Genomic DNA, 18873 nt, shown 5'->3' with positions numbered 1-18873 from the left:
TCCTAGTGGTGACCCCTACCAAAGGCCACGTGGGTTGGGATGTGCCAGTAAGCGTCGCCCGCCGGGCCGGCCTGCCTCACAGTGGCAGGCGCCTTGCGGCACCCCTGCGCCGAAGCGCGCGGACGGAGATCACTGGGAATGGATACAGACGAAAAACGCCGGAGCTGATCCGGCGCGAAGTCACCATGGTAAAGCATCCGCGACGAGCTGACGAGCGGTCAGTGCGGCACGTTGCGCTTCAGCGCGCGGCGCCGCCCTCGACCCGCGCGAGGAATTCCTGCACGGCGCGGTTGAACGCCGCCGGACGGGTGGCGTTGAGGCCGTGGGAAGCGCCCTGGATGCGTTGCAGCTCGGCGCGCGGCAGGGCCGCCGCCAGCGCCTCGGCGGTGGTCGGGAAGGGTTGCGGACTGCGTTCGCCGTTGAGGATCAGGGTCGGCAGGTCGATCGAGCGCAACTCCGACAGGCGCAGCGCCGGCGGCTGGTCGGCCACCTGCCCGACCAGGGTCATGGCGTTGTCCAGGGTCATTCGGCGGAACGTCGCCGACGAGCGTTTCCATACCCCGGCGCCGCTCACCGTATCGACGAACAGCTCCAGCCCCCGCTCCGCCTCGCCGCCACGAATCAGTTCGAGCGCCTGGCGACGGAACCGGTTGCGCTCCAACGGCTCCTCGGGAGCAGCCAGGCCAGCGTGGGCGTAGACCTCGGCGGCATAGTCGCCGCCGGGATCGGCCAGGCTCAGCGAGCGCAGGGCGTCCGGCGCGGCCAGCGCCAGGCGCAATGCCAGGTTGCCGCCACGGGAATGGCCGAGCAGGTGTACCGGCTCGCCGAGCCGCTCGACCAGCGCCAGCAGGTCGGCGACGTGGCGGGCGCTGGTGAAGTCCGCGCCCTGCCCGTCCCAGCGCTCGGGGTAGTAGTGACGCAGGCTCGGCACGATCAGCCGGTGGCGCTCGCCGAGGCTGCGCAACTGCCATTGCCAGTAGCGGTAGTCGCACAGCGAACCGTGGACCAGCAGCACCGGCGTGCCCTCGCCCAGGTCCTGATAGACCAGTTGATACCCATCCACCTCGAACGAGGCGAGTTCGCCACTCATGCACGCAACCCTTCCGGTTTCATTTTCGACACGGCGCGACGAACGGTGACCGGGCCCGCAGCCCGATGCACGGCATCGCCTGGTAAAGATGGATGCTACCGGCCTGAGGTCACGCCCCGTAATGACAAATAGGTCTAGGGCCGTCTCGCCCGCTGGACTAGGCTGGAAGTTCCCCTGCGGAGGTGACGCCGATGAATACGCCGATCTTCTACGAGCTATTCCGCAACCACCCGCTGCATGCCCCGTCCGCCGGCACTCTGACGAGCATGCTGGCCCTCGGTCTGGCGCTGGCCGGGGTCTGGGCCGTGCTACTGGGTTGGGGGCTGGGCCTGGGCATCGACAACTTCGCCATGTACTTCGGCTGGACCGCCCTGCTCATGACCATCCTCCTGGTCGCGCTGTTCCTCGGCGCTACGCTGCTGCGCATGGAAACCGTGTGGCTGGCGTTCCTGCTCGCCCTGCCCCTGCTGACCAGCCTCACCGGCTGCCTGGCGCTGGTCGGCGCCGGCGCCGACTGAGCGCGCCACCGACCTTGGTCGAAGAGCGGTTGCAGTAATTCCCCTGCCCGGAAGGTCTATCCCTGGGCAAGAGGAGGACGAACCATGACTCCCGAATCCTTTGTCACTTTGCTGATCCTCGCCTGGCTAGGTCTCGCCGGCGTCACCCTGTGGGCTTTCCTGCGCGTGCCGCGTCGGCGCGCGCGCCTGCAGCGCAAGGCCCGTCGGGCGCACACGCCTGCTGCCGAACGGCCCGCGCAGGCGCTGCCACAGCGCAGCTGAAGGCGCCGCCCTGTCAGGGCAGGAAGGCGTGCTGGGAGACTCCCAGCAGCAGATAAGCCGCCAGCACGGTGAATGCGAGAAAACCCACGACGTAACGCAGCATCCCGACTCCTGTCAGTCGTTTCATCCCTGATGCCGACCGGAACGATCCTGCATCGTTCCGCGGCGACCTGCCGAAGCGCCGAACGGCCACAGCCCTCGACGCGAAAAGGGGCCGGTCGGTCCTCGACCAGCCCCTTGCGCTCTTCACTCTAGCACTCTCGTCCGGCCCGCCGGCGATCTCCGCCAGGATTCCGGACGAACCGTCAGCCCGCGATGTAGCTCGGCAGGCCGCGCTCCTGCAGCCGGCGCAGGGTCCCGACGACATCCACAGGCAGGCTCCCCGCCTCCAGGGCCAGGTCGCGGCGCACGGCATTGATGAACCAGTACATGCGCTTCTCGTCGGCCAACTGGGCGGCAGACACCACGCGACGGGTCACGATCTCTTCGCCGTTGCGCAGGGTCAGCAGGGCGCCGCCGTCCGGACGCATCTGGGTGGAGACGGCAAAGGTGGCCTGGAAGGCGTCGAACAGCATCTTGATGGACTTTTCCATGATCGTTTCTCCCCTCTTGCATGAAAACCGACTGCGAGGATTCGGCCGCAGCCGCAACATGGGGAAAGGTGGCAGCTTTCATGCCAGCCTCACGAAAAATGAAAAACCAATAAAATCAACAGGTTGAAATCATAAAAAGCGAAGCGGCCCGTGCAAACTGCAAGATCGTGCGAAATGCATCATGCGATTTGCCACCAGACTCACTCGGAAAACAGCGGCCGCCCCCGCGCATCGAAGCCACGCACCCGGTATAGCGCCGCCTCCGCCAGCGACAACGCCGCCGCCGGGCTCTCGCAGGGCGGCTGGCCGGGCAGCACCAGCCATTCGGTACGACCATCGTCGATGCTGGTTATCTCGATCTCGGCCAGATAGCCGCTGTCCTCGCGCAGCCAGGTCGCGCGCAGTTCGAATTCGCCAAAACGCCTGCCGGACACCCGCCAGCCTCCCTTCGGAAAAGTCGCCGCAGTGTAACCAGCCCGGGCGCCGCTCAGCCAGCCAGGTCGGCCAGCGCCTCGCGCTCTTCTTCGCGCAGGGTCAGGACCCGGCAACCGCGCTCGGTGACCAGCACGGTGTGCTCGTACTGGGCCGACAGGCGGCGGTCACGGGTGGTCACGGTCCAGCCGTCCTTGTGCAGCTTCACCGCGTGGCCGCCCTGGTTGATCATCGGCTCGATGGTGAAGGTCATCCCGGCCTTCAGCCGCGCCCCCGCGCCGGCGCGGCCGAAGTGAAGGACCTGGGGCGCCTCGTGCATCTTGCGGCCGATGCCGTGGCCGCAGTATTCACGGACCACCGAGTAGCCGTTGGACTCGGCATGGCTCTGGATCGCATGGCCGATGTCGCCGAGGGTGGCATCCGGGCGCACCACGCGGATCGCCCGGTACAGGCATTCGCGGGTGACGTCGAGCAGCTTCTGCGCCTGGCGGTCGATGGCGCCGACCCGGTACATCTTGCTGCTGTCGCCGAAATAGCCGTCCTTGATCACCGTGACGTCGACGTTGACGATATCGCCGTCGCGGAGGATCCGCTGCGCCGACGGCCAGCCATGGCAGACCACTTCGTTGACCGAGGTGTTCACCGTGAACGGGTAGCCGTACTGCCCCTTGCTGCCGGGGATCGCCGCGAGGGTATCAACGATGTAGCGCTCGCAGAAGCGGTCGATCTCCGCCGTGCTGATGCCCGGCCGCACCACCTCGTCGAGGGCCTCGAGGACTTTCGCGGTGAGCGCGCCGGCCACGCTCATGCGCTGGATCTCCTCCGCCGTCTTGATCATCCCGAGACCCTCGCCGCGGCCTGCTCGCGACGGTCGCTTTCGCGCGCCTCGTCCATCAGTTGGCGCAGCACCTGGGCGTAGGTCATCCCGGGATTGGCCTCGACCAGCATGCCGACGCGCATCCAGTGCTCGGCCTGGGCATTGATCGAACGCGACATGGCCTTGCAGGCGATGCGCGCCTCTTCGTGCAACTGCTCGGAAATCTTCACCAGGCCCACGCGGCACCTCGAATACGGAACATATATGGAACGCATACTATTCGTCGCGTGAACGCAGCACAATGCGCAAACGCCATCGATGCCTGGCCATGGACTGGCCATGATTGGCATCTCCTGCAAAATCAGTAACATGCGGAATTTTTTGGAAGTTGCCGCATGCTTTCCCGTTTGTTTGTAGGCCTTTTCGCCCTCCTCCTCGCCAGCGCCAGCCAGGCCAACGCCCCGCGCACCTTCTCCGAAGCGAAGAAGATCGGCTGGAAGCTCTACGCCCGGCAATCCGTGGAGTTCTACTGCGGCTGCCGCTATTCGGGGAACCGCGTCGACCTCGCCAGCTGCGGCTACAAGCCGCGAAAAAACGCCAACCGCGCGCGACGCATCGAGTGGGAGCACATCGTCCCGGCCTGGGTGATCGGGCACCAGCGGCGCTGCTGGCAGAACGGCGGGAGGAGCAATTGCGCCCGCCACGACAGCACCTACCAGCGCGCCGAGGCCGACCTGCACAACCTGGTGCCGAGCATCGGCGAGGTCAACGGCGACCGCAGCAACTTCGGCTTCGGCTGGCTGCCGCAGAAGCCCCGGCAGTACGGCGCCTGCCCGATGGTGGTGGACTTCAAGGCGCGCAAGGCGATGCCGCGCCCGCAGATCCGCGGGATGATCGCCCGCACCTACTTCTACATGAGCGACCGCTACGGCCTGCGCCTGTCGAAGCAGGACCGCCAGTTGTACAACGCCTGGCACAAGCAGTACCCGCCGCAGACCTGGGAGCGCCAGCGCAACCACATGGTCGGTTGCGTGATGGGCTGGGGCAATCCCTACGTCGGGCCGGTGGACCTGGCGACCTGCAGCAACCTATCCTCGCGTCGACGCTGACCCCGCCGGAGTAGCCCATGATCTTCCGTACCCTCGCCCTGCTGCCGCTCTGCGCCATGCTGCTGGCGTTCTCCGTCGACGCCGAGGAACGCCGCTTCGACTGCACGGTGGTGGCGGTGCACGACGACGCCAGCCTGGGCTGCCGCCCGCCCGGCGCGGACAAGGCGCTGAGCGTTCGCCTCAACGCCATCGAGCTGCCCGCCGCGCAACCGTGGCGGCAACGCGCCCGGCAAGCCCTGGAGGGAATGCTGCTGGGCAAGCCGGCGACCATCCGCGAGCAGGGCCGCGACGCGCGCTTCCGCATCCTCGGCGCGGCCTGGGTCACCCCGGCCGACTGCCCCGCCTGCGGGCATACCCTGGATGCCGGGCTGGCCCTGCTGACCATTGGCCTGGCCAGTTGGCGCGACGCGCCGGACAGCGGCCAGACGCCCGAGGCGCGCGGCCAGTACCAGTTCGCCGAGGAAGAAGCGCGGGCGCGCAAGGCTGGCCAGTGGGGCCCGCGCGACCATGCGCCTAGAGATGGATCTCGGCGAACTTGATGCCCAGCCCGCGCAGTTCCTTGACCGCGTCGTCCAGCCGGCGGAACGACGTCACTTCGTCGTTCTCGTCGACCAGGAAGTAGCTGCGCCCGCCATCCTTCTTGAAGAATACGATCCACTCCCTCGCCAACGTCGGATTGGCGATGATGTGGGTCGCCGTGATCTTGCCGGCCGCCTGCCTGTCCCGAACCTTCTCGCGCTTCATTGCCTTCCCGTCAGCCTGTATCGAAAGACGGGATTATCGCACCATGGGCGGCGCCGGCGAAAAACCTCAGCGCGACGCCGTCGCCATTTCCATCCCCGGCACGGCCAGTTCGCGGCGGATGCTGCGGATCAGCCATTCGGTTTCCGGCGGCGCGCTGAGCTGCGGCGAAGGGATGGTTCGGGCGACGTAGCGGCCGTCGGCGGCCTGCAACTGCAGCAACTGCGCACCGTCGTGGCGGCTCTTGCTGGACAACTGGAACTCGGGAAAGGCAGCGGCGATTTTCTTCAGGTCGACAGACATGGTGCGCTCCGTTTCTGAGACGTTGGTCGGCAGCCCGCCGCGCGGCGGGCAGCCGCAGTCTGGCTGGCGGATGCGACCGAATGATGACGGTGGCGACGAACCAATCCGTCCCCTACGGCGTCCCAGAAAGGACGCGGGGAATTTCACCCAATGGAAAACCGCTGGCGGCGCGCGACCTCGAGGCTCGACCCGCCGCCGGCAAGCAGACGGCAAGGAGATCGAATGTTCCGCACGGCGTATCGGGAAATCGGCCTGTTCGGCCTGGTCAAGCGCACCGTGAACGAGTTCCTCGAGGACGACATGCCGACCTACGCCTCGGCCCTCGCCTACCAGATGCTGTTCTCGCTGTTCCCGTTCCTGCTGGTGCTGATCACCCTGGTCGGCTACCTGCACCTGCCCGAGTTCTTCGCCTGGCTGCGCGAGCAGGCGGCGCTGTTGCTGCCGCCGGAGGCGATGGACCAGGTCAACCCGGTGATCGACCAGCTACAGCAGCAGAAAGGCGGCCTGCTGTCGATCGGTATCGCGGTGGCCCTGTGGACCTCCTCGGCGGGCATCCGCTCGATGATGATCGCGCTCAACGCCGCCTACGACGTGAAGGAGAGCCGTCCGGTGTGGAAGCGCTTCTCGCTGTCGATCCTCTACACCCTCGGTATAGCCCTGTTACTGCTGGTGGCGGCCGGGTTGATGGTCACCGGGCCGCAGGTGATCGCCTGGATCGCCAGCCTGGTCGGCCTGGAGCAGTACCTGGTGACCCTCTGGACCTGGTTGCGCTGGCCGCTGGCGGTGTTCCTGCTGATGCTGGCGGTGGCGCTGTTCTACTACCTGGTGCCGGACGTCGAGCAGCGCTTCCGCTTCATCACCCCCGGCTCGGTGCTCTCGGTGATCGCCTGGATCGGCGCGTCCCTCGCCTACGGCTTCTACGTGAAGAACTTCGCCAACTACAACGCCATGTACGGCAGCATCGGCGCGATCATCATCCTGCTGCTGTACTTCTACCTGTCGGCGGCGGTGGTGCTGTTCGGCGCCGAACTGAACGCGGTGATCGAGCACCATTCGAAGGATGGCAAGGACCCTGGCGAGCGCGAGCTGCCGGACAACGACGACCCCGAACTCAAGGCTTGAGCAAGGCGTCGGCCTCGCTGACGCTGGCCTTGCCGGTGGCGCGCCGATAGAGACACAACTCGCGGCCCTGGCGGCCTTGCATGTGCGGTTGCGGATAGCGGCCCTGCAGGAGCAGCGCCGAGTAGCCCACCTCATCGTCGAAGGGCAGCACCTGCCCCACCGGGCGTGCCTGGCGCAAGCCGCTGGCCTTCAGGCAGGCGGCGCGCACCGCGGCGTCGTGCGCCTGCCAGACCTCGGCAGTGGAGGCTTCGGCCGGCGTCGCGCCGAGCAACGCACAGGCCAGCAATCCGGCGGCGACTCGCCTCATTCCACACCTCGCAGCGTTCGACCGATAGGGAAAGCCCCCGGGACCACAGCGGCAACTAAAGGCCCCGGGGGCGGTGAGGCGGCAGTTACGCCTCGCAGCAATGGACATTGCCCCGCGAAAAATAGTTCTGCCCTCGCCGACGAAGCGCTCAGCCGGCCCAGCCCAGCACCAGCGCGGCCAGGGCCAGGTAGCGCAGGGTCTTGGCCAGGCCGACGATCGCCAGGAAGCTCCAGCACGGCTCGCGCATGATGCCAGCCACCAGGGTCAGCGGGTCGCCGATGACCGGCACCCAGCTCAGCAGCAAGGTCCAGCGCCCGTAGCGGTGATAGTGTCGCTGCGCCCTGAGCAGTTGCGCTTCGCCGACCGGGAACCAGCGGCGCCCGCGAAAGTGTTCGAGATAGCGGCCGAGCCACCAGTTGACCCAGGAGCCGAGCACGTTGCCGACGATCGCCAGAACCAGCAGCAACGCCACCGGCTGGCCGCCGCGCAGGAGCAGCGCGGCCAGCACCGTTTCCGACTGCAGCGGCAACAGGGTCGCCGAGCCGAACGCGGAAAGGAACAGCCCGGCGCAAGCCCAGCCGTCGCTCAACACCCAAACGCTCCCGCGACCATCGCGTCCGCTCCTGCCTGGAAAAACACTGACCTGGGACAGCCGTCCCGCGGCAGGCGAAGCATACCCTGGCAGGCAAGGGTATTTCCCGCTCATCCGCAAAGGAGGCAGGCCATGTTCGTTCCCGGCCATCTGCATCTCGCCTCGGCCAGCGAAGTCGACCGCCAGGCGTTCGATATCCATCTGCGCTACCGGATCCTCGAGGCCGACGCGCGCCCGGTAGCGGTGCACTTCGACATGGAGGGGCGGATCGACGGCCAGCCGTTCCGCGACAGCTTCGAACTGCCGCGCGACGCCGCCGTGCATTTCGCCAGCCGCGCCAGCCGCGTGGCCCGGCGCCACGGCCTGCGCTTGCGGCAAGGGCCGATCGTGCGCCAGCGGCGCGAGTACGACGCGATGTTCGACGACCTGCGTCGGCGTCTGAAACTCAAGGCTGGCGAGGCGATCGATCTCGACCGCCACCTGCTCGGCGCTGCCGGGGCGGCCTGAAGAAGCAACCGGTGCGCGGCGCCGCCGATGCCGTGCAACTTTCAGCGAAGCGGGCGACTCAATACCTGGGTACCCATCTTCGTCAAGGAGACCTACATGACCCTGAAAACCCGTTCCGCCCGCGCCAAGCAGGCCATCCAGGACCAGGCGATGGCCGAACTGCAGGACCTGATCGCCGAGGTCGACCAGTTGATGAGCGGCAACGGCAGCCTGGCCGGCAAGGAGGGTGCGAACCTGCGCGAGCAGATCAGTTCCGTGCTGCATCGCGGCCGCGACGCCATGGAGCGTGCCCGCCGCGACGTGTTGCGCCGCAGCCAGGCGGCCGCCGAGGCGACCGAGGAATACGTCGAGGATCATCCGTGGCAGACCATCGCCGTCTCGGCCGGCGCGGGCTTCCTGCTCGGTCTGCTGGTGGGCCGCCGCTAGGCGTCCCCGCAGGCAACGGAAAGCCCGCGCTCGGCGGGCTTTCCGACAAGGCAGGGGAAGCTTCTCAGGCGGAGATCGCCGCCTCCAGCGGCCAGCTCAGTTCCCAGGTGCCCTTCAGGGCTTCCGCCTCGTCCCGGCTGGCGAACGGTCCGGCCCACATGGCGCCATCGACCAACAGGATCCAACAGGCCAGCAATCCCTTGCTGCGAAGCGATTCGGGAACGGACGTACCCACCAGCACGGCGACTTCGATTCTGGACATAGGCTGACTCCGGTTATCATTAGCATGCTAAGGATAATCACGCCCCCCGCCGCCATGAAGCGCGCTGCGCACAACAGACTGTTTCATCTGCGACAAAATTACCCACCCCGGAACCGCCCACGGCCACAGCGTCGCCGGGGCTATAGTGGGTGGAAACATCGACTCCGGAGAACCTTCCCATGGACACCAGCCCGCACACCTTTTCCAACCTGTTCCGTCAGTTGGGGCTGCCGGCGGGCCGGGAAGAGATCCTCGCCTTTCTCGCCGGGCATCACCTCGAGCAAGGCACCGCGCTGCCCGACGCACCGTTCTGGAACCCGGCCCAGGCCAGCTTCCTCCGCGAGGCCCTGGCGGAGGATTCCGACTGGGCCGAGCAGGTCGACGAACTGGCCCTGCAATTGAGCCGCTGAGTGCTCTATCTCGCGGGACTTGCTACGAATCGGCAGGGAATTACAAGTCATCGGCATCGATAGCCACTATCAGCCCAAAGCATTTTTCCCCGCCGGGACGACATGAGATCGTAGCGGCGTCGGAGAACCCCAAGTCCCCGACGCTCCTTTGAAGACCATCGCCCCTCCCCCCGCAGATGGTCTTTTTTTTGCCCGCACGCCGGCCAGCCCGCCATCCCGCTGACCCAGGACATGGAACATCCGGTTACGTTCCGCACTGAACTTTTCACCCGTGCCCCGCTGTCTTACCCTGCTCGCGTTACCTGCAAGGAGAACCTCAAGGACATGAAAGCACTACTGATCGCCGCCGGCGTTGCCGCTCTTTCCAGCACCGCCCTGGCCGCCAAACTGGATGAAAAGGTTCCCTACCCGAAAGCCGACGCCGGCTTCACCCGCCAGGTCATCCATCTGCCGAAGCAGGACGCGGAAGACGCGTTCAAGGTCGAGATCATCGCCGGCAAGACCCTCGAGGCCGACTGCAACCAGCAGCGCCTGGGCGGCGAACTGGAAGAACATACCCTGGAAGGCTGGGGCTACTCCTACTACCGCCTGGACAAGGTCAGCGGGCCGATGAGTACGCTGATGGCCTGCCCGGGACAGAAGAAGGAACAGCGCTTCGTCCCGGTGGTCGGCGAAGGCTTCCTGCTGCGCTACAACAGCAAGCTGCCGATCGTGATCTACGCGCCGAAGGACGTGGAGGTCCGCTACCGGATCTGGTCGGCGTCCGAGAAAGTCGAGAAGGCACTCAGCGAGTAATCCGGCCGCCCATGAAAAAGCCGCCCGCGGGCGGCTTTTTTCGTTGCGCCGGCCTCAGCCCGGCACCAGGCCGATGTTCAGGCCGGAGTCCACGGTGATCCGGTAGTGCGTGGTCTGCCCGTCCTGCACATGCACCACCTGCCTGGGCGCATCGCCACGGCAGATCCCGTCGCCCTGCACCGACACCACGCGCAGCCCCGCCGGCAGGCGGAAGCGCGCGCTTTCGCCGGCCTGGATCTCAGCGGCCAGGCGGCTGTCGATGATCAACCGGGTATTGCAGACACTGCCGAGGAACTCGCGGTCGCGGGACACCACCAGGAAAGCGTCGCCGTCGTCGCGGAACTGGTAGTTGTACAGACGTTCCTTCGGCACCTGGTCCGTCTCGTCGAGCGAGGGTGTCGATGTCGAACAACCCGCCAGCAGGACAGCCGCCAGTAGCATCCCCAAATTCCGCATAAAGACCCCAACCCGTTCATCGAAATGCCCTGCCCGTCATCGACGGGCCGGTCCTTCATGGCTTGCGGTCGCATATCCTCCCTGAACCGTCACCACAGCGCACGTCCGTCTAAGGTAGGCGATTTCGCCCGGGCAAGGCGAGCCTGAATGGCGCTGGCGAAAGAAAATCCTCAGACCGCTGCCGTCCCGCCGACCGGCAAGGCGGACGCCGGCAGGCCGAACAGGCGGTCGAACGCCCAGTTGAAGAGGAAGGTGTAGCACGGGATCAGGATGATCAGCGCGAGGTCCAGCCAGAACGCCTGCAGCAGGGAAATGCCCATCCACCAGGCGATCAGCGGGATCAGGTAGACCACCAGGGTCAGCTGGAAGCCGACCGCGTGCGCCACCCGCCGGGCGACGCTGCGGCCACGTACGGCCTGGCGCTTCTCCCAGAACTCGAACAGGCAGTTGTAGATGAAGTTCCAGGTCACCGCGACGGTGGTGATCACCACCGCCAGCGGGCCGGTGGTGGTCGGCGTCGACCCGGCGAGCAAGGCCAGCCCCAGGGTGGAGATGCTCATCCCGATCAGTTCGTAGGCGGTCACGTAGACCAGTTTGCGCTTGATGCCCTGCACATCGTCCTCTCTTGCGGTCACGGCGGTATGGGAGCGCAAGGTTGGATCTGTTTTCTTGACAGAAAAAGTCAACAGCTTTCAGATTTATTGAAAGGAGAGCTGCCATGAACTTTTCCAGCGATACCATCCAACTCTTTCTCGCCGTGCTCGAGCGCGGCTCCTTTTCCGCCGCCGCCCGCGCCCTGGGCAAGGTGCCCTCGGCGGTGAGCATGGGCATCGCCAACCTAGAGGCCGAGCTGGGCTTCGCCCTCTTCGAGCGCACCCATCGCGAGGTCCGCCCCACGCCGCTGGCCCAGGCGCTGGCGCCACAGGCGCGGAAGATCGCCGAGCAACTCACCCAGTTGCAGGTGCATGCGGTGGAACTCTCGCAGGGACTGGAAAGCCGCCTGTCGCTCGGCGTGGTGCCGGACATCGCCACCGACCGGCTGTTCGGCGCCATCCGCACCCTGGCGGAGCGCTATCCGTTGCTCGACATCGAGGTGCTCAACGCGCCCCGGGACGATGTCCTGGCGCTCCTCCATGCCGGCCGCGTCAGCCTGTGCCTGGCGTTCGCCGGGGTCAGCGTGAACCCGCAGGAGCGCTTCCAGTACGTCGGCGCGGAGTCACTGGTGGCGACCATCTCGCCACGCCACCCGGCCCTGCAGAGACCGGACCGTGCGTTGTACCTGGAGGAACTGGTGAACCTCCGGCAGATCCTGGTGGCCAGCTGCGACCTGCCGCTGGCCGACACCCGCCCGCTGATCTCCGCCACCTGCTGGCGTACCGACAGCCTGGCCACGGCGCTGGAAATGGTCGAGGCCGGGATCGGCTGGGGCAACTTCCCGTTGTCCCGGGTCGCGCCCTTGCTCGCGGAGGGAAGGCTGGTCCGGCTGGATTTCAGGAATACCAAGAACGAGCTGAAGCTGCCGGTCCACGCCATCTGGTTGAAGAACCAGCCATTGCGGAAGGCCGCCCTGGAATTGGTGGGAATGCTCGCCACCCGCCCCGCATGAGGCGAAACGCAACCTCGTCACAGAAAAAACGAGAAGAAGCTCGCGAATCGCCGAACAGACCACTGCGCGGGCGCCCCTGGCTTGATCTCGGTCAAGCGCGGGCGGGCGCCGAGGCCGATGATCGAGTCGCGGCCATCCTCCGTTTGCGGCCGTAGAGCTCCGGACACTTCATGCTAGGGGGCCGGAGCTCTTTTCATCCGCCCGTGCGCTTCAGGAGCAACTCCTGGCCGCATCGATGAAGGCGCCACGGGTCACCCAGGCCTGCCGGTCGTGGACCTTGACCAGGCTGCCCCGCTCCGCCGGCCGCACTTCCAGCCACTGGCCGGCATCGGCCAGGCGATAGCCGCCACCCTCCTCCACCAGCGTCACGCCGGGCGCCTGGCGCTGCCACTTGGGCAACACGCAGGCGGCGTATTCCTGCGGCGCCTTTGCGCTGTGGGCGGACAGCGCCGCGGCCTCGCTTCCGGGTTGTTGCGGCGTCGCGCAGGCGCTCAGCGCCAAGGCCGCGAATACTGCGATGAGGAGTTTCATGCCATGTTCCTCTTGTCGATCCGTTCACGATTCGACGGTATCACCGGCAAAAGCGAGAACTGCAGCGACTTCGAGGCATGGTACTTATCGATAAGGTTGATATTGCGGGAACATGACGAAGCGATCCGGCAAACCCCGATTCAGAGCCTATCAGCCGGTATTTCATTGCACTTTGGTTATTAGCAAATGACTCGAAGCTTTCTTGGTTCGAACAATGTTCTGGTATTGTTGCGCCGCCAACGGGAGAAACAAGAAACCAGAACCGCCACGCACGGTAAATGGGACAAATGACTCCCGTGCACTTCGAACCTTGCGCTTCCTGAAAATTCAGCGCACATCAAGCCAACAACCAGGAACAATAAGATGTTGAAGAAAAGGATTTGCCTGCTGGCACTGGGCATCGCGACGGCAAGCCAGGCGATGGCCAATGACCAAGAAGCAGCAAAGGGGTTTGTCGAGGACAGCCACCTCGATCTGTTCTTCCGCAATGCATATATCAAACGCGACAAGAAGTACGGTACAGAGGACCAAGCAGAGTGGGGCCAGGCCGCAACCGCGACCTTCACTTCCGGCTTCACCCAAGGAACCATCGGGATAGGTGTGGACGTGTTCGGTATGTACGCTGTTCGCTTGGACGGCGGGAAGGGTCGTAGCGGCGCCGCCGGTATCGACTTCTTCAAGCAGGGCGACAGCGGCTCCGCGGCGGACGACCTGTCCAAGGGCGGCGCGGCGGTAAAGTTCCGCATCTCCAACACCGTGCTCAAGTACGGTGACCAGATGCCCAGCCTGCCGGTCCTCAGCTACGACAACTCGCGCCTGCTGCCGGAAAGCTACAGCGGCACCCTGATCACTTCCAAGGAGATCGAGGGCCTGGAGCTGAACGCCGGTCGCTTCACCGCGGAGTCCCGCAAGAGCGCCGAAGGGCGCGACAGCGGCGGCCTGAAGAGCATCAACGTGTTCGGCGGCAAGTACGCCTTCACCGACCACTTCAACGCCTCGCTGTACGCTTCCGACGTCGAGGACGTACTGAAGAAGCAGTACATCAACCTGAACTACACCATCCCGCTGCAGGCCGACCAGTCGCTGAACTTCGACTTCAACGGCTACCGCACCAAGCTGGACAGCGACTTCGCCGACCAGAACTTCAACGGCAACCGCGACAACAAGATCTGGAGCCTGGCGGCGTCCTACACCATCGACGCCCACACCTTCATGATCGCCCACCAGCGCAACACCGGCGATACCGGCTACAACTACGGCTGGTACCAGAACGCCGGCGGCATCGGCGACGGCGGCACCACCATCTGGCTGGCCAACTCCTACTGGTCGGACTTCAACGCCGAGGACGAGCGCTCCTGGCAGGTCAGCTACGCCCTGGACTTCGCCAAGTACGGCGTGCCCGGCCTGACCTACCGCGTGGCCTACGTGCGCGGCGACAACATCAAGACCGCCGAGACCAGCAACGGCAAGGAACGCGAGATCTTCAACCAGGTCCAGTACGTGGTGCAGAGCGGTCCGGCCAAGGATCTCACCCTGCGTCTGCGTAGCTCGTTTGCCCGCGTTTCCGCTGATGCCCGCGATAGCTACTTCAGTGGCGGCAACGAAATCCGCGCCTTCGTCGAGTATCCGTTCAGCGTGTTCTGATCGATCCCGCAAGCGCGGCGAGAACCCCGGGCCTCTGGCCCGGGGTTTTCTTTTTTATGCGTTTCGTGCGCGAGTTCAACCTTATGCGGCGACAGCCCACGCGACCGACCACCCGGTGATAGCATCCGGTCTCGTTTGCTACTGGTTATCGATTGCGCAATGCCGTTCCGAAAATTCCTTCTTCTTCTCCTCCTCGGCCTGCTGCTCGGCGGCTGCGGCCCCAGCGTCAGCTACTCCTACATTCCGCCGTCCAGCGAGGCCGGCCTGCACTGCGTCAGCCAGTGCAACGCGGAGAAACGCCAGTGCAAGACCCTGGCCAAGCTCCAGCAGCGCCAGGACGAGGCGCTCTACCAGGCGCAGACCAGCGCCTACAACTACTGCATGCAGAACAGCGACAAGAAGAAGCGCAAATCCTGCCCCTATCCGCAACGCAACTTCGACTTCGGCGACGATTGCCAGGACGAGTACCGCAGCTGCTACCAGTCCTGCGGCGGCACCATCCGCCGCATCGTCCACCAGGACTGAAGCGCTCCGGGCCGGCGCTTGGCGTCAGGCGAAGACGAAGTACTTGCGCACCGTCTCCACCACCTCCCAGGTGCCACGCAGGCCCGGTTCGATGACGAACACGTCGCCCGCCCTGAGGTGCACCGGCTGCTCGCCTTCCGGGGTGATGATGCAGTAGCCGTCGAGGAAGTGGCAGAACTCCCAGCGTTCGTAGTTCACCTCCCATTTGCCCGGCGTACAGATCCAGGTGCCCATCAGCTTGCTGCCGTCCGCCGAGGCGTATGCGTTGAGGTTGACGGTATGCGGATCGCCGCCGATCCGCTTCCACCTGGTGGCATCCAGCACGGGTACGGGACAGGTATCGCGCAGTACGGTGATGAAATCTGACATGGTCGCTCCGGGGAGGCAGTGGATGAATGCCTCACCATAGGGCCATGTGCAGTGTGCCGGTTGTCTGGAGTCGACATCCGCCTAGCTGAAAGCGCTAGCCAGCCCGGCCGCTCAGCGGTGCCTGCCGCCCAGGGCCGCCAGCAGGTCGCAGACCATGATCAGCAATAGCATCGGCACGGCAAACGGGAAAAACGCCAGCGCCGCATACTCGTAGGCCTGTCCCGTCCACCACAGGCAGAGGCTGGCGATCGCCACCAGCAGGAAGCTGGCGACCACGATGAGCTTGCACAAGCGCGAGGCGAACCTGAGCGTATCGTCCACGGCGGACCTCCTTCGACGATTCCCCCGCAGTCTGCCGAAACCGCTCTGTCCCGGCGGTGACGCACGAATGACGATTCGGACAGAATTGTTACGCCAGTAGCAAAACTTCATTCCACTCTGTTAGCTGGCTAATCAAATTGGCGCTTGATATCGTCTCTTTCGCCAGATCCCCAAGGCCTGGCAAATGTCCCTTGTACAGGCCATTACCAACCCTCCCCCCGCTTGGTAATGGCCTTTTTTTCCACCCCTCTTCGTCGCGCATGGAGGTCGCATGCCACGCCTCGCCCTGTTCCTGGGTGTGCTGCTGCTCAGCGCCTGCGCACAACCCTCCGCTCCGAATTCGCTGGTCGAGGAATCGTTTTCCCGCAGCGCCAGCGAACGCCAGTTGGAGGAGCTGAACCGCCAGGGCCTGCCCTACGAGCAGTACCAGTTGCGCCGCCAGCGCATCCGCGGGCGCTGAAGCCGACCGGCTAGCTGCGCTTCTTCGGCACCACCGCCCGCACTGCCTCGCAGACCACCAGCCCGACCATCAGCGGGATCAGCAGCGGCAGGATAGACATCGAGAGGTTTTCCACCCCCGAACTGAGCAGGAACGGAAACTGGCTGAGGAAGGCGACCATCAGCAGACTGAGCACGATCAGCAGACCGTAGAGGCATGACGCCAGTTTCAGAGCTTTTTCCATGATCGGGTAGAAGGTGAAGGATTCGGAGGCAAATCTACCCGCCGCGCTCCTTCTGGATGGCAAGAAGCAAGATTTTTTCAGATTCATGCACCTGGAAAAGACGCGAACCCGACCGACCGATCACCCCTCCATGCCCGTCGCGACAACCCGATCGGCCGGGTCCGGACCTGCAACATAGCGCTACACCGGCAGGTCGTCTCCTACCGGAACGCGCAGTTGTGCTTTTTCGACGAACGCCATCGTTCCCCCGCTATCGCGCATGCCTTCCCGCCCCGTATGCTCTTCGTGCCATGACCCATGGCAAGCCACCCTCACCCATACGGGAGCACTACGATGAGCAACCTGCCTACGATCATCCTGGTCCACGGTTTCTGGGGCGGCGCCGCCCACTGGAGCAAGGTCATCCTCGAGCTCAGGCGCCTCGGCCACCACAGGCTGCATGCCGTGGAACTGCCCCTGACTTCCCTGGCCGACGATGCCGAGCGCACGCGCAAGATGATCGCGCAGCAGGACGGTCCGGTCCTGCTGGTCGGCCATTCCTATGGCGGCGCGGTGATCACCGAGGCCGGCAACCAGCCGAACGTGGTCGGTCTGGTCTACATCGCCGCCTTCGCTCCCGACAGCGGCGAAAGCCCCGGCGCGATTACCCAGGAGCACCTGCCCCAGGCCGCGCCGAACCTGGAGCCGGACAGCGACGGCTACCTCTGGGTGAAGGCCGACAAGTTCCACGAGAGTTTCTGCCAGGACCTCGACGCCGACGAGGGGCTGGTCATGGGCGTCACCCAGAAGGCGCCGCTGGCCAGCACCTTCGGCGATACCATCGGCACCCCGGCGTGGAAGAACAAGCCGTCCTGGTACCAGGTCTCCAGCGCCGACCGCATGATCGCTCCGGCCAACCAGGAACGGATGGCGGCCCGGATCGCGCCGAAGAAGATCATCACCCTCGACGCCAGCCATGCCTCGCTGGCGTCGCGGCCGAAGGAAGTGGCGGCGTTGATCGACGAAGCGGCGCTGGCCAGCGCCTGACCGACGCGAGGGAAGCGGAGGCGGCCCGCGCCGGGCCGCCTCCACGGACTCAGAGTCCCAGCGCGGAAAGGTCGAGGCGGCCGCCGGCCATCGGCGGACACCAGAAGTAGCTGCCACTGATCGGCCGGGTGAAGCGGAACAGGCCATCGAGCACCCCGTCTTCCACGCCGATCATCCGCAGCCACTGGACCTCGAAGGCTTCGAACGAGTGGCCGAAGGCGGCGAACAACAGCCCCGCGCGGTTCGCGTCGGACCAGGGCGCGCCACGACGCAGGAGGAAGGCGGCGGGCTCGAAGCTTTCCTGCTCGGTGCGCTTGACGTGGGCATAGGCCGGCGCGTCTTCCAGCTCTTCGTCGTCGGACTTGCGACGGCCGATGATGTTGTCCATCTCCGCGCCGGGAATCGCCTGCATCCGGTCGAAGTCATGCAGCCACTGCTGGACGGCGACGAAGCTGCCGCCATCCAGGCCGGCGCCGCGCCCCGCGACCAGCGCGGCCTCGAGCGCCGCATCACCCTTGGGATTCTCGGTGCCATCCTTGTAGCCGGAGAGATCGCGGTCCTCGCCATAGAGGAACGCATCCACCGCGGCGGTCCGCTCGAAGGCCGGCGCCAGCAGACGCTCCAGCGCGTGCGAACGCAACGTTACCTCGCCGCGGTCCTCGCCGCGCAGCCAGCACCACAGCGCCGACGGCGTGGACGGCAGATCGAGGCCGGCGACGGGAACGATCGGGTAGTCCTTCATGCCCTCGACGCGCTTGCCGAGGCTGAGCATCAGCGAATGACCGATACCCACCACCAGCTGGAAACCGTCGGTGGCCTCGGCCAGACGGGCCAGGGTCGCGGCCACCAGCTCGGGTTGGGAAATGCTGAAAAACAGGTAGCGACCCACCACCGGAATCGGGGTGAGAATGCCTTGCTGAGCCGCGCTCATGTTGCCTCCATCTATCATCAGGCCGGGCGTCGCCGTGACGACGCACCTTCGATCTCGTTCTGGTTCGAGCAATGCTCAGTTCCGGCGCCGGACAAGCGAAGCGGCGCCGAATACCCGCGCATCCTAAACCGGCGCAACGCCGGAAACCACTCGAAGACCGGGAAAGCCCGGAAGATGGGGCCTGTGGCGCTCAGAACTCCATCGGCATGAGCCCGACCACCAGGCTGGCGACGGCCAGGGAGAACACCAGCAGGGCCCTGGCGAGTTCGAGATGATGGACGTTCATGGGCGCACCTCGGGAGGGAAAGCCTGATGGTAACCGGCGAACATTGCAGTTGTGCAATGCTCGCCGAGGCCGCCCTCGACATGGCCTTTCCCGGGCCGGCCAGCACGGCATCCCCTTCGTCGAACGACTCGCGCCCAGGCCGACGGCGCGGCGGCCTAGCAGTTCGAACAGGCTCCTCTTGCCGCCGTTGCGCACTGGCCTATGCTCAGG

At 65.5% G+C, this 18873-nt stretch carries 32 protein-coding genes; 15 read left to right on the top strand and 17 right to left on the bottom strand.

Going from position 1 to position 18873, the window contains the following annotated elements; genetic code table 11:
• Positions 1-238: 238 nt before the first annotated feature.
• Positions 239-1090 (bottom strand): alpha/beta fold hydrolase, encoded by an 852-nt coding sequence (locus B7D75_RS11510; protein ID WP_003148869.1) that lies wholly within the window; start codon positions 1088-1090, stop codon positions 239-241.
• A gap of 191 nt (positions 1091-1281) precedes the next feature.
• Here B7D75_RS11510 and B7D75_RS11505 point away from each other — a divergent pair, with 191 nt between their 5' ends.
• Together B7D75_RS11505 and B7D75_RS11500 are read left to right on the top strand one after the other, a co-directional pair.
• On the top strand, positions 1282-1608 hold the full coding sequence (locus B7D75_RS11505; protein WP_107114012.1) for a hypothetical protein: 327 nt from the start codon (positions 1282-1284) through the stop codon (positions 1606-1608).
• A gap of 84 nt (positions 1609-1692) precedes the next feature.
• Entirely contained in the window at positions 1693-1869 is a 177-nt protein-coding gene (locus B7D75_RS11500; protein WP_012075395.1) for a hypothetical protein, read from the top strand.
• 305 nt (positions 1870-2174) lie between these two features.
• On the opposite strand, the gene B7D75_RS11495 is transcribed toward B7D75_RS11500, so the two are convergent.
• On the bottom strand, positions 2175-2462 hold the full coding sequence (locus tag B7D75_RS11495; protein WP_012075393.1) for a DUF3509 domain-containing protein: 288 nt from the start codon (positions 2460-2462) through the stop codon (positions 2175-2177).
• On the opposite strand from B7D75_RS11495, the gene B7D75_RS29910 reads away from it, so the two are divergent.
• Positions 2461-2589 carry a hypothetical protein gene (locus B7D75_RS29910; RefSeq protein WP_012075392.1) on the top strand — a complete coding sequence of 43 codons (129 nt, stop codon included), beginning with the start codon at positions 2461-2463 and terminating at the stop codon, positions 2587-2589. The genes B7D75_RS11495 and B7D75_RS29910 overlap by 2 nt on opposite strands.
• Positions 2590-2662: 73 nt before the next feature.
• Here the strand turns inward: B7D75_RS29910 and B7D75_RS11490 are convergent, their stop codons facing one another.
• From B7D75_RS11490 to B7D75_RS11480, 3 genes are read right to left on the bottom strand one after another with little or no spacing between them, the layout of a single operon-like run.
• Entirely contained in the window at positions 2663-2896 is a 234-nt protein-coding gene (locus B7D75_RS11490; RefSeq protein WP_012075391.1) for a hypothetical protein, read from the bottom strand.
• 53 nt (positions 2897-2949) lie between these two features.
• Positions 2950-3732: a type I methionyl aminopeptidase gene (gene map, locus B7D75_RS11485; RefSeq protein WP_053817050.1), complete on the bottom strand. Its 783-nt coding sequence runs from the start codon at positions 3730-3732 to the stop codon at positions 2950-2952.
• Positions 3729-3950, bottom strand: coding sequence for a ParD-like family protein (locus B7D75_RS11480; protein ID WP_012075389.1), 222 nt, complete (start codon positions 3948-3950; stop codon positions 3729-3731). Before B7D75_RS11480 ends, map begins: the two co-directional genes overlap by 4 nt.
• A 156-nt stretch (positions 3951-4106) precedes the next feature.
• Between B7D75_RS11480 and B7D75_RS11475 the strand changes: the two genes are divergently transcribed.
• Both B7D75_RS11475 and B7D75_RS11470 read left to right on the top strand, forming a co-directional pair.
• Entirely contained in the window at positions 4107-4820 is a 714-nt protein-coding gene (locus B7D75_RS11475; RefSeq protein ID WP_012075388.1) for an endonuclease, read from the top strand.
• A gap of 17 nt (positions 4821-4837) precedes the next feature.
• The gene (locus B7D75_RS11470; protein ID WP_003154874.1) at positions 4838-5359 is read left to right on the top strand and encodes a thermonuclease family protein; all 522 of its coding nucleotides are present in this window, start codon (positions 4838-4840) and stop codon (positions 5357-5359) included.
• Here the strand turns inward: B7D75_RS11470 and B7D75_RS11465 are convergent.
• On the bottom strand, positions 5334-5564 hold the full coding sequence (locus tag B7D75_RS11465; protein WP_003154877.1) for a hypothetical protein: 231 nt from the start codon (positions 5562-5564) through the stop codon (positions 5334-5336). The two genes, B7D75_RS11470 and B7D75_RS11465, sit on opposite strands and share 26 nt — an antisense overlap.
• 66 nt (positions 5565-5630) lie before the next feature.
• A complete protein-coding gene (locus B7D75_RS11460) occupies positions 5631-5864 on the bottom strand; it encodes a DUF3509 domain-containing protein (protein WP_003154879.1) in 234 nt (77 codons plus the stop codon).
• A 222-nt stretch (positions 5865-6086) separates the two neighbouring features.
• On the opposite strand from B7D75_RS11460, the gene B7D75_RS11455 reads away from it, so the two are divergent.
• Entirely contained in the window at positions 6087-6986 is a 900-nt protein-coding gene (locus tag B7D75_RS11455) for a YihY/virulence factor BrkB family protein (protein ID WP_012075387.1), read from the top strand.
• On the opposite strand, the gene B7D75_RS11450 is transcribed toward B7D75_RS11455, so the two are convergent.
• Both B7D75_RS11450 and B7D75_RS11445 read right to left on the bottom strand, forming a co-directional pair.
• Complete coding sequence (locus B7D75_RS11450; RefSeq protein WP_058130215.1) at positions 6976-7293, bottom strand: hypothetical protein; 318 nt, start codon at positions 7291-7293, stop codon at positions 6976-6978. The genes B7D75_RS11455 and B7D75_RS11450 overlap by 11 nt on opposite strands.
• Before the next feature lie 148 nt (positions 7294-7441).
• Positions 7442-7885 (bottom strand): YqaA family protein, encoded by a 444-nt coding sequence (locus B7D75_RS11445; RefSeq protein WP_003154884.1) that lies wholly within the window; start codon positions 7883-7885, stop codon positions 7442-7444.
• Positions 7886-8017: 132 nt separating this feature from the next.
• Here B7D75_RS11445 and B7D75_RS11440 point away from each other — a divergent pair, with 132 nt between their 5' ends.
• Positions 8018-8392: a DUF5064 family protein gene (locus tag B7D75_RS11440; protein ID WP_012075385.1), complete on the top strand. Its 375-nt coding sequence runs from the start codon at positions 8018-8020 to the stop codon at positions 8390-8392.
• A 96-nt stretch (positions 8393-8488) separates the two neighbouring features.
• Positions 8489-8818, top strand: coding sequence for a DUF883 family protein (locus tag B7D75_RS11435; RefSeq protein WP_003152962.1), 330 nt, complete (start codon positions 8489-8491; stop codon positions 8816-8818).
• Positions 8819-8882: 64 nt separating this feature from the next.
• On the opposite strand, the gene B7D75_RS11430 is transcribed toward B7D75_RS11435, so the two are convergent.
• Positions 8883-9080: a hypothetical protein gene (locus B7D75_RS11430; RefSeq protein ID WP_012075384.1), complete on the bottom strand. Its 198-nt coding sequence runs from the start codon at positions 9078-9080 to the stop codon at positions 8883-8885.
• 179 nt (positions 9081-9259) lie between these two features.
• On the opposite strand from B7D75_RS11430, the gene B7D75_RS11425 reads away from it, so the two are divergent.
• Both B7D75_RS11425 and eco read left to right on the top strand, forming a co-directional pair.
• Complete coding sequence (locus B7D75_RS11425) at positions 9260-9490, top strand: DUF2789 domain-containing protein (RefSeq protein WP_003152965.1); 231 nt, start codon at positions 9260-9262, stop codon at positions 9488-9490.
• A gap of 279 nt (positions 9491-9769) precedes the next feature.
• Positions 9770-10285, top strand: a complete 516-nt coding sequence (gene eco, locus B7D75_RS11420; RefSeq protein WP_225317515.1) for a serine protease inhibitor ecotin — start codon at positions 9770-9772, stop codon at positions 10283-10285.
• A gap of 54 nt (positions 10286-10339) precedes the next feature.
• On the opposite strand, the gene B7D75_RS11415 is transcribed toward eco, so the two are convergent.
• Positions 10340-10726: a hypothetical protein gene (locus B7D75_RS11415; protein ID WP_003152969.1), complete on the bottom strand. Its 387-nt coding sequence runs from the start codon at positions 10724-10726 to the stop codon at positions 10340-10342.
• Positions 10727-10911: 185 nt separating this feature from the next.
• Positions 10912-11355, bottom strand: a complete 444-nt coding sequence (locus B7D75_RS11410) for a PACE efflux transporter (RefSeq protein WP_058130214.1) — start codon at positions 11353-11355, stop codon at positions 10912-10914.
• A gap of 104 nt (positions 11356-11459) precedes the next feature.
• On the opposite strand from B7D75_RS11410, the gene B7D75_RS11405 reads away from it, so the two are divergent.
• The gene (locus tag B7D75_RS11405; protein ID WP_003152975.1) at positions 11460-12347 is read left to right on the top strand and encodes a LysR family transcriptional regulator; all 888 of its coding nucleotides are present in this window, start codon (positions 11460-11462) and stop codon (positions 12345-12347) included.
• 210 nt (positions 12348-12557) lie between these two features.
• On the opposite strand, the gene B7D75_RS11400 is transcribed toward B7D75_RS11405, so the two are convergent.
• The gene (locus B7D75_RS11400; RefSeq protein ID WP_043098734.1) at positions 12558-12878 is read right to left on the bottom strand and encodes a hypothetical protein; all 321 of its coding nucleotides are present in this window, start codon (positions 12876-12878) and stop codon (positions 12558-12560) included.
• A 363-nt stretch (positions 12879-13241) separates the two neighbouring features.
• Between B7D75_RS11400 and B7D75_RS11390 the strand changes: the two genes are divergently transcribed.
• Together B7D75_RS11390 and B7D75_RS11385 are read left to right on the top strand one after the other, a co-directional pair.
• Entirely contained in the window at positions 13242-14522 is a 1281-nt protein-coding gene (locus B7D75_RS11390) for an OprD family porin (RefSeq protein ID WP_003090815.1), read from the top strand.
• Between the two features lie 159 nt (positions 14523-14681).
• Positions 14682-15047: a hypothetical protein gene (locus B7D75_RS11385; protein WP_034078642.1), complete on the top strand. Its 366-nt coding sequence runs from the start codon at positions 14682-14684 to the stop codon at positions 15045-15047.
• Positions 15048-15071: 24 nt separating this feature from the next.
• On the opposite strand, the gene B7D75_RS11380 is transcribed toward B7D75_RS11385, so the two are convergent.
• Positions 15072-15416: a cupin domain-containing protein gene (locus B7D75_RS11380; RefSeq protein ID WP_003152983.1), complete on the bottom strand. Its 345-nt coding sequence runs from the start codon at positions 15414-15416 to the stop codon at positions 15072-15074.
• 111 nt (positions 15417-15527) lie between these two features.
• Positions 15528-15737 (bottom strand): hypothetical protein, encoded by a 210-nt coding sequence (locus B7D75_RS11375; protein WP_003152985.1) that lies wholly within the window; start codon positions 15735-15737, stop codon positions 15528-15530.
• Positions 15738-16008: 271 nt separating this feature from the next.
• Between B7D75_RS11375 and B7D75_RS11370 the strand changes: the two genes are divergently transcribed.
• A complete protein-coding gene (locus B7D75_RS11370) occupies positions 16009-16197 on the top strand; it encodes a hypothetical protein (RefSeq protein ID WP_003152987.1) in 189 nt (62 codons plus the stop codon).
• 10 nt (positions 16198-16207) lie between these two features.
• Here B7D75_RS11370 and B7D75_RS11365 read toward each other — a convergent pair whose 3' ends face one another.
• Complete coding sequence (locus B7D75_RS11365) at positions 16208-16420, bottom strand: hypothetical protein (protein ID WP_003152988.1); 213 nt, start codon at positions 16418-16420, stop codon at positions 16208-16210.
• Positions 16421-16753: 333 nt separating this feature from the next.
• Between B7D75_RS11365 and B7D75_RS11360 the strand changes: the two genes are divergently transcribed.
• A complete protein-coding gene (locus B7D75_RS11360; protein ID WP_053813758.1) occupies positions 16754-17446 on the top strand; it encodes an alpha/beta hydrolase in 693 nt (230 codons plus the stop codon).
• 49 nt (positions 17447-17495) lie between these two features.
• On the opposite strand, the gene B7D75_RS11355 is transcribed toward B7D75_RS11360, so the two are convergent.
• Positions 17496-18395 (bottom strand): Dyp-type peroxidase, encoded by a 900-nt coding sequence (locus B7D75_RS11355; RefSeq protein ID WP_079383423.1) that lies wholly within the window; start codon positions 18393-18395, stop codon positions 17496-17498.
• Positions 18396-18873: the final 478 nt, after the last annotated feature.

It is taken from the genome of Pseudomonas paraeruginosa (assembly GCF_003025345.2).
Lineage (GTDB): Bacteria > Pseudomonadota > Gammaproteobacteria > Pseudomonadales > Pseudomonadaceae > Pseudomonas > Pseudomonas paraeruginosa.
The sequence above is the reverse complement of the archived record's forward strand: the minus strand, read 5'-3'. Positions and strand labels throughout refer to the sequence as shown.

Bases quoted from the DNA above. Each gene is read 5' to 3' on its own strand.
- B7D75_RS11510 (WP_003148869.1), bottom strand. From the start codon at position 1,090: ATGAGTGGCGAACTCGCCTCGTTCGAGGTGGATGGGTATCAACTGGTC.
- B7D75_RS11505 (WP_107114012.1), top strand. From the start codon at position 1,282: ATGAATACGCCGATCTTCTACGAGCTATTCCGCAACCACCCGCTGCAT.
- B7D75_RS11500 (WP_012075395.1), top strand. From the start codon at position 1,693: ATGACTCCCGAATCCTTTGTCACTTTGCTGATCCTCGCCTGGCTAGGT.
- B7D75_RS29910 (WP_012075392.1), top strand. From the start codon at position 2,461: ATGATCGTTTCTCCCCTCTTGCATGAAAACCGACTGCGAGGATTCGGC.
- B7D75_RS11495 (WP_012075393.1), bottom strand. From the start codon at position 2,462: ATGGAAAAGTCCATCAAGATGCTGTTCGACGCCTTCCAGGCCACCTTT.
- map (WP_053817050.1), bottom strand. From the start codon at position 3,732: ATGATCAAGACGGCGGAGGAGATCCAGCGCATGAGCGTGGCCGGCGCG.
- B7D75_RS11475 (WP_012075388.1), top strand. From the start codon at position 4,107: ATGCTTTCCCGTTTGTTTGTAGGCCTTTTCGCCCTCCTCCTCGCCAGC.
- B7D75_RS11470 (WP_003154874.1), top strand. From the start codon at position 4,838: ATGATCTTCCGTACCCTCGCCCTGCTGCCGCTCTGCGCCATGCTGCTG.
- B7D75_RS11465 (WP_003154877.1), bottom strand. From the start codon at position 5,564: ATGAAGCGCGAGAAGGTTCGGGACAGGCAGGCGGCCGGCAAGATCACG.
- B7D75_RS11460 (WP_003154879.1), bottom strand. From the start codon at position 5,864: ATGTCTGTCGACCTGAAGAAAATCGCCGCTGCCTTTCCCGAGTTCCAG.
- B7D75_RS11455 (WP_012075387.1), top strand. From the start codon at position 6,087: ATGTTCCGCACGGCGTATCGGGAAATCGGCCTGTTCGGCCTGGTCAAG.
- B7D75_RS11450 (WP_058130215.1), bottom strand. From the start codon at position 7,293: ATGAGGCGAGTCGCCGCCGGATTGCTGGCCTGTGCGTTGCTCGGCGCG.
- B7D75_RS11440 (WP_012075385.1), top strand. From the start codon at position 8,018: ATGTTCGTTCCCGGCCATCTGCATCTCGCCTCGGCCAGCGAAGTCGAC.
- B7D75_RS11435 (WP_003152962.1), top strand. From the start codon at position 8,489: ATGACCCTGAAAACCCGTTCCGCCCGCGCCAAGCAGGCCATCCAGGAC.
- B7D75_RS11430 (WP_012075384.1), bottom strand. From the start codon at position 9,080: ATGTCCAGAATCGAAGTCGCCGTGCTGGTGGGTACGTCCGTTCCCGAA.
- B7D75_RS11425 (WP_003152965.1), top strand. From the start codon at position 9,260: ATGGACACCAGCCCGCACACCTTTTCCAACCTGTTCCGTCAGTTGGGG.
- B7D75_RS11415 (WP_003152969.1), bottom strand. From the start codon at position 10,726: ATGCTACTGGCGGCTGTCCTGCTGGCGGGTTGTTCGACATCGACACCC.
- B7D75_RS11405 (WP_003152975.1), top strand. From the start codon at position 11,460: ATGAACTTTTCCAGCGATACCATCCAACTCTTTCTCGCCGTGCTCGAG.
- B7D75_RS11400 (WP_043098734.1), bottom strand. From the start codon at position 12,878: ATGAAACTCCTCATCGCAGTATTCGCGGCCTTGGCGCTGAGCGCCTGC.
- B7D75_RS11390 (WP_003090815.1), top strand. From the start codon at position 13,242: ATGTTGAAGAAAAGGATTTGCCTGCTGGCACTGGGCATCGCGACGGCA.
- B7D75_RS11385 (WP_034078642.1), top strand. From the start codon at position 14,682: ATGCCGTTCCGAAAATTCCTTCTTCTTCTCCTCCTCGGCCTGCTGCTC.
- B7D75_RS11380 (WP_003152983.1), bottom strand. From the start codon at position 15,416: ATGTCAGATTTCATCACCGTACTGCGCGATACCTGTCCCGTACCCGTG.
- B7D75_RS11370 (WP_003152987.1), top strand. From the start codon at position 16,009: ATGCCACGCCTCGCCCTGTTCCTGGGTGTGCTGCTGCTCAGCGCCTGC.
- B7D75_RS11365 (WP_003152988.1), bottom strand. From the start codon at position 16,420: ATGGAAAAAGCTCTGAAACTGGCGTCATGCCTCTACGGTCTGCTGATC.
- B7D75_RS11360 (WP_053813758.1), top strand. From the start codon at position 16,754: ATGAGCAACCTGCCTACGATCATCCTGGTCCACGGTTTCTGGGGCGGC.
- B7D75_RS11355 (WP_079383423.1), bottom strand. From the start codon at position 18,395: ATGATAGATGGAGGCAACATGAGCGCGGCTCAGCAAGGCATTCTCACC.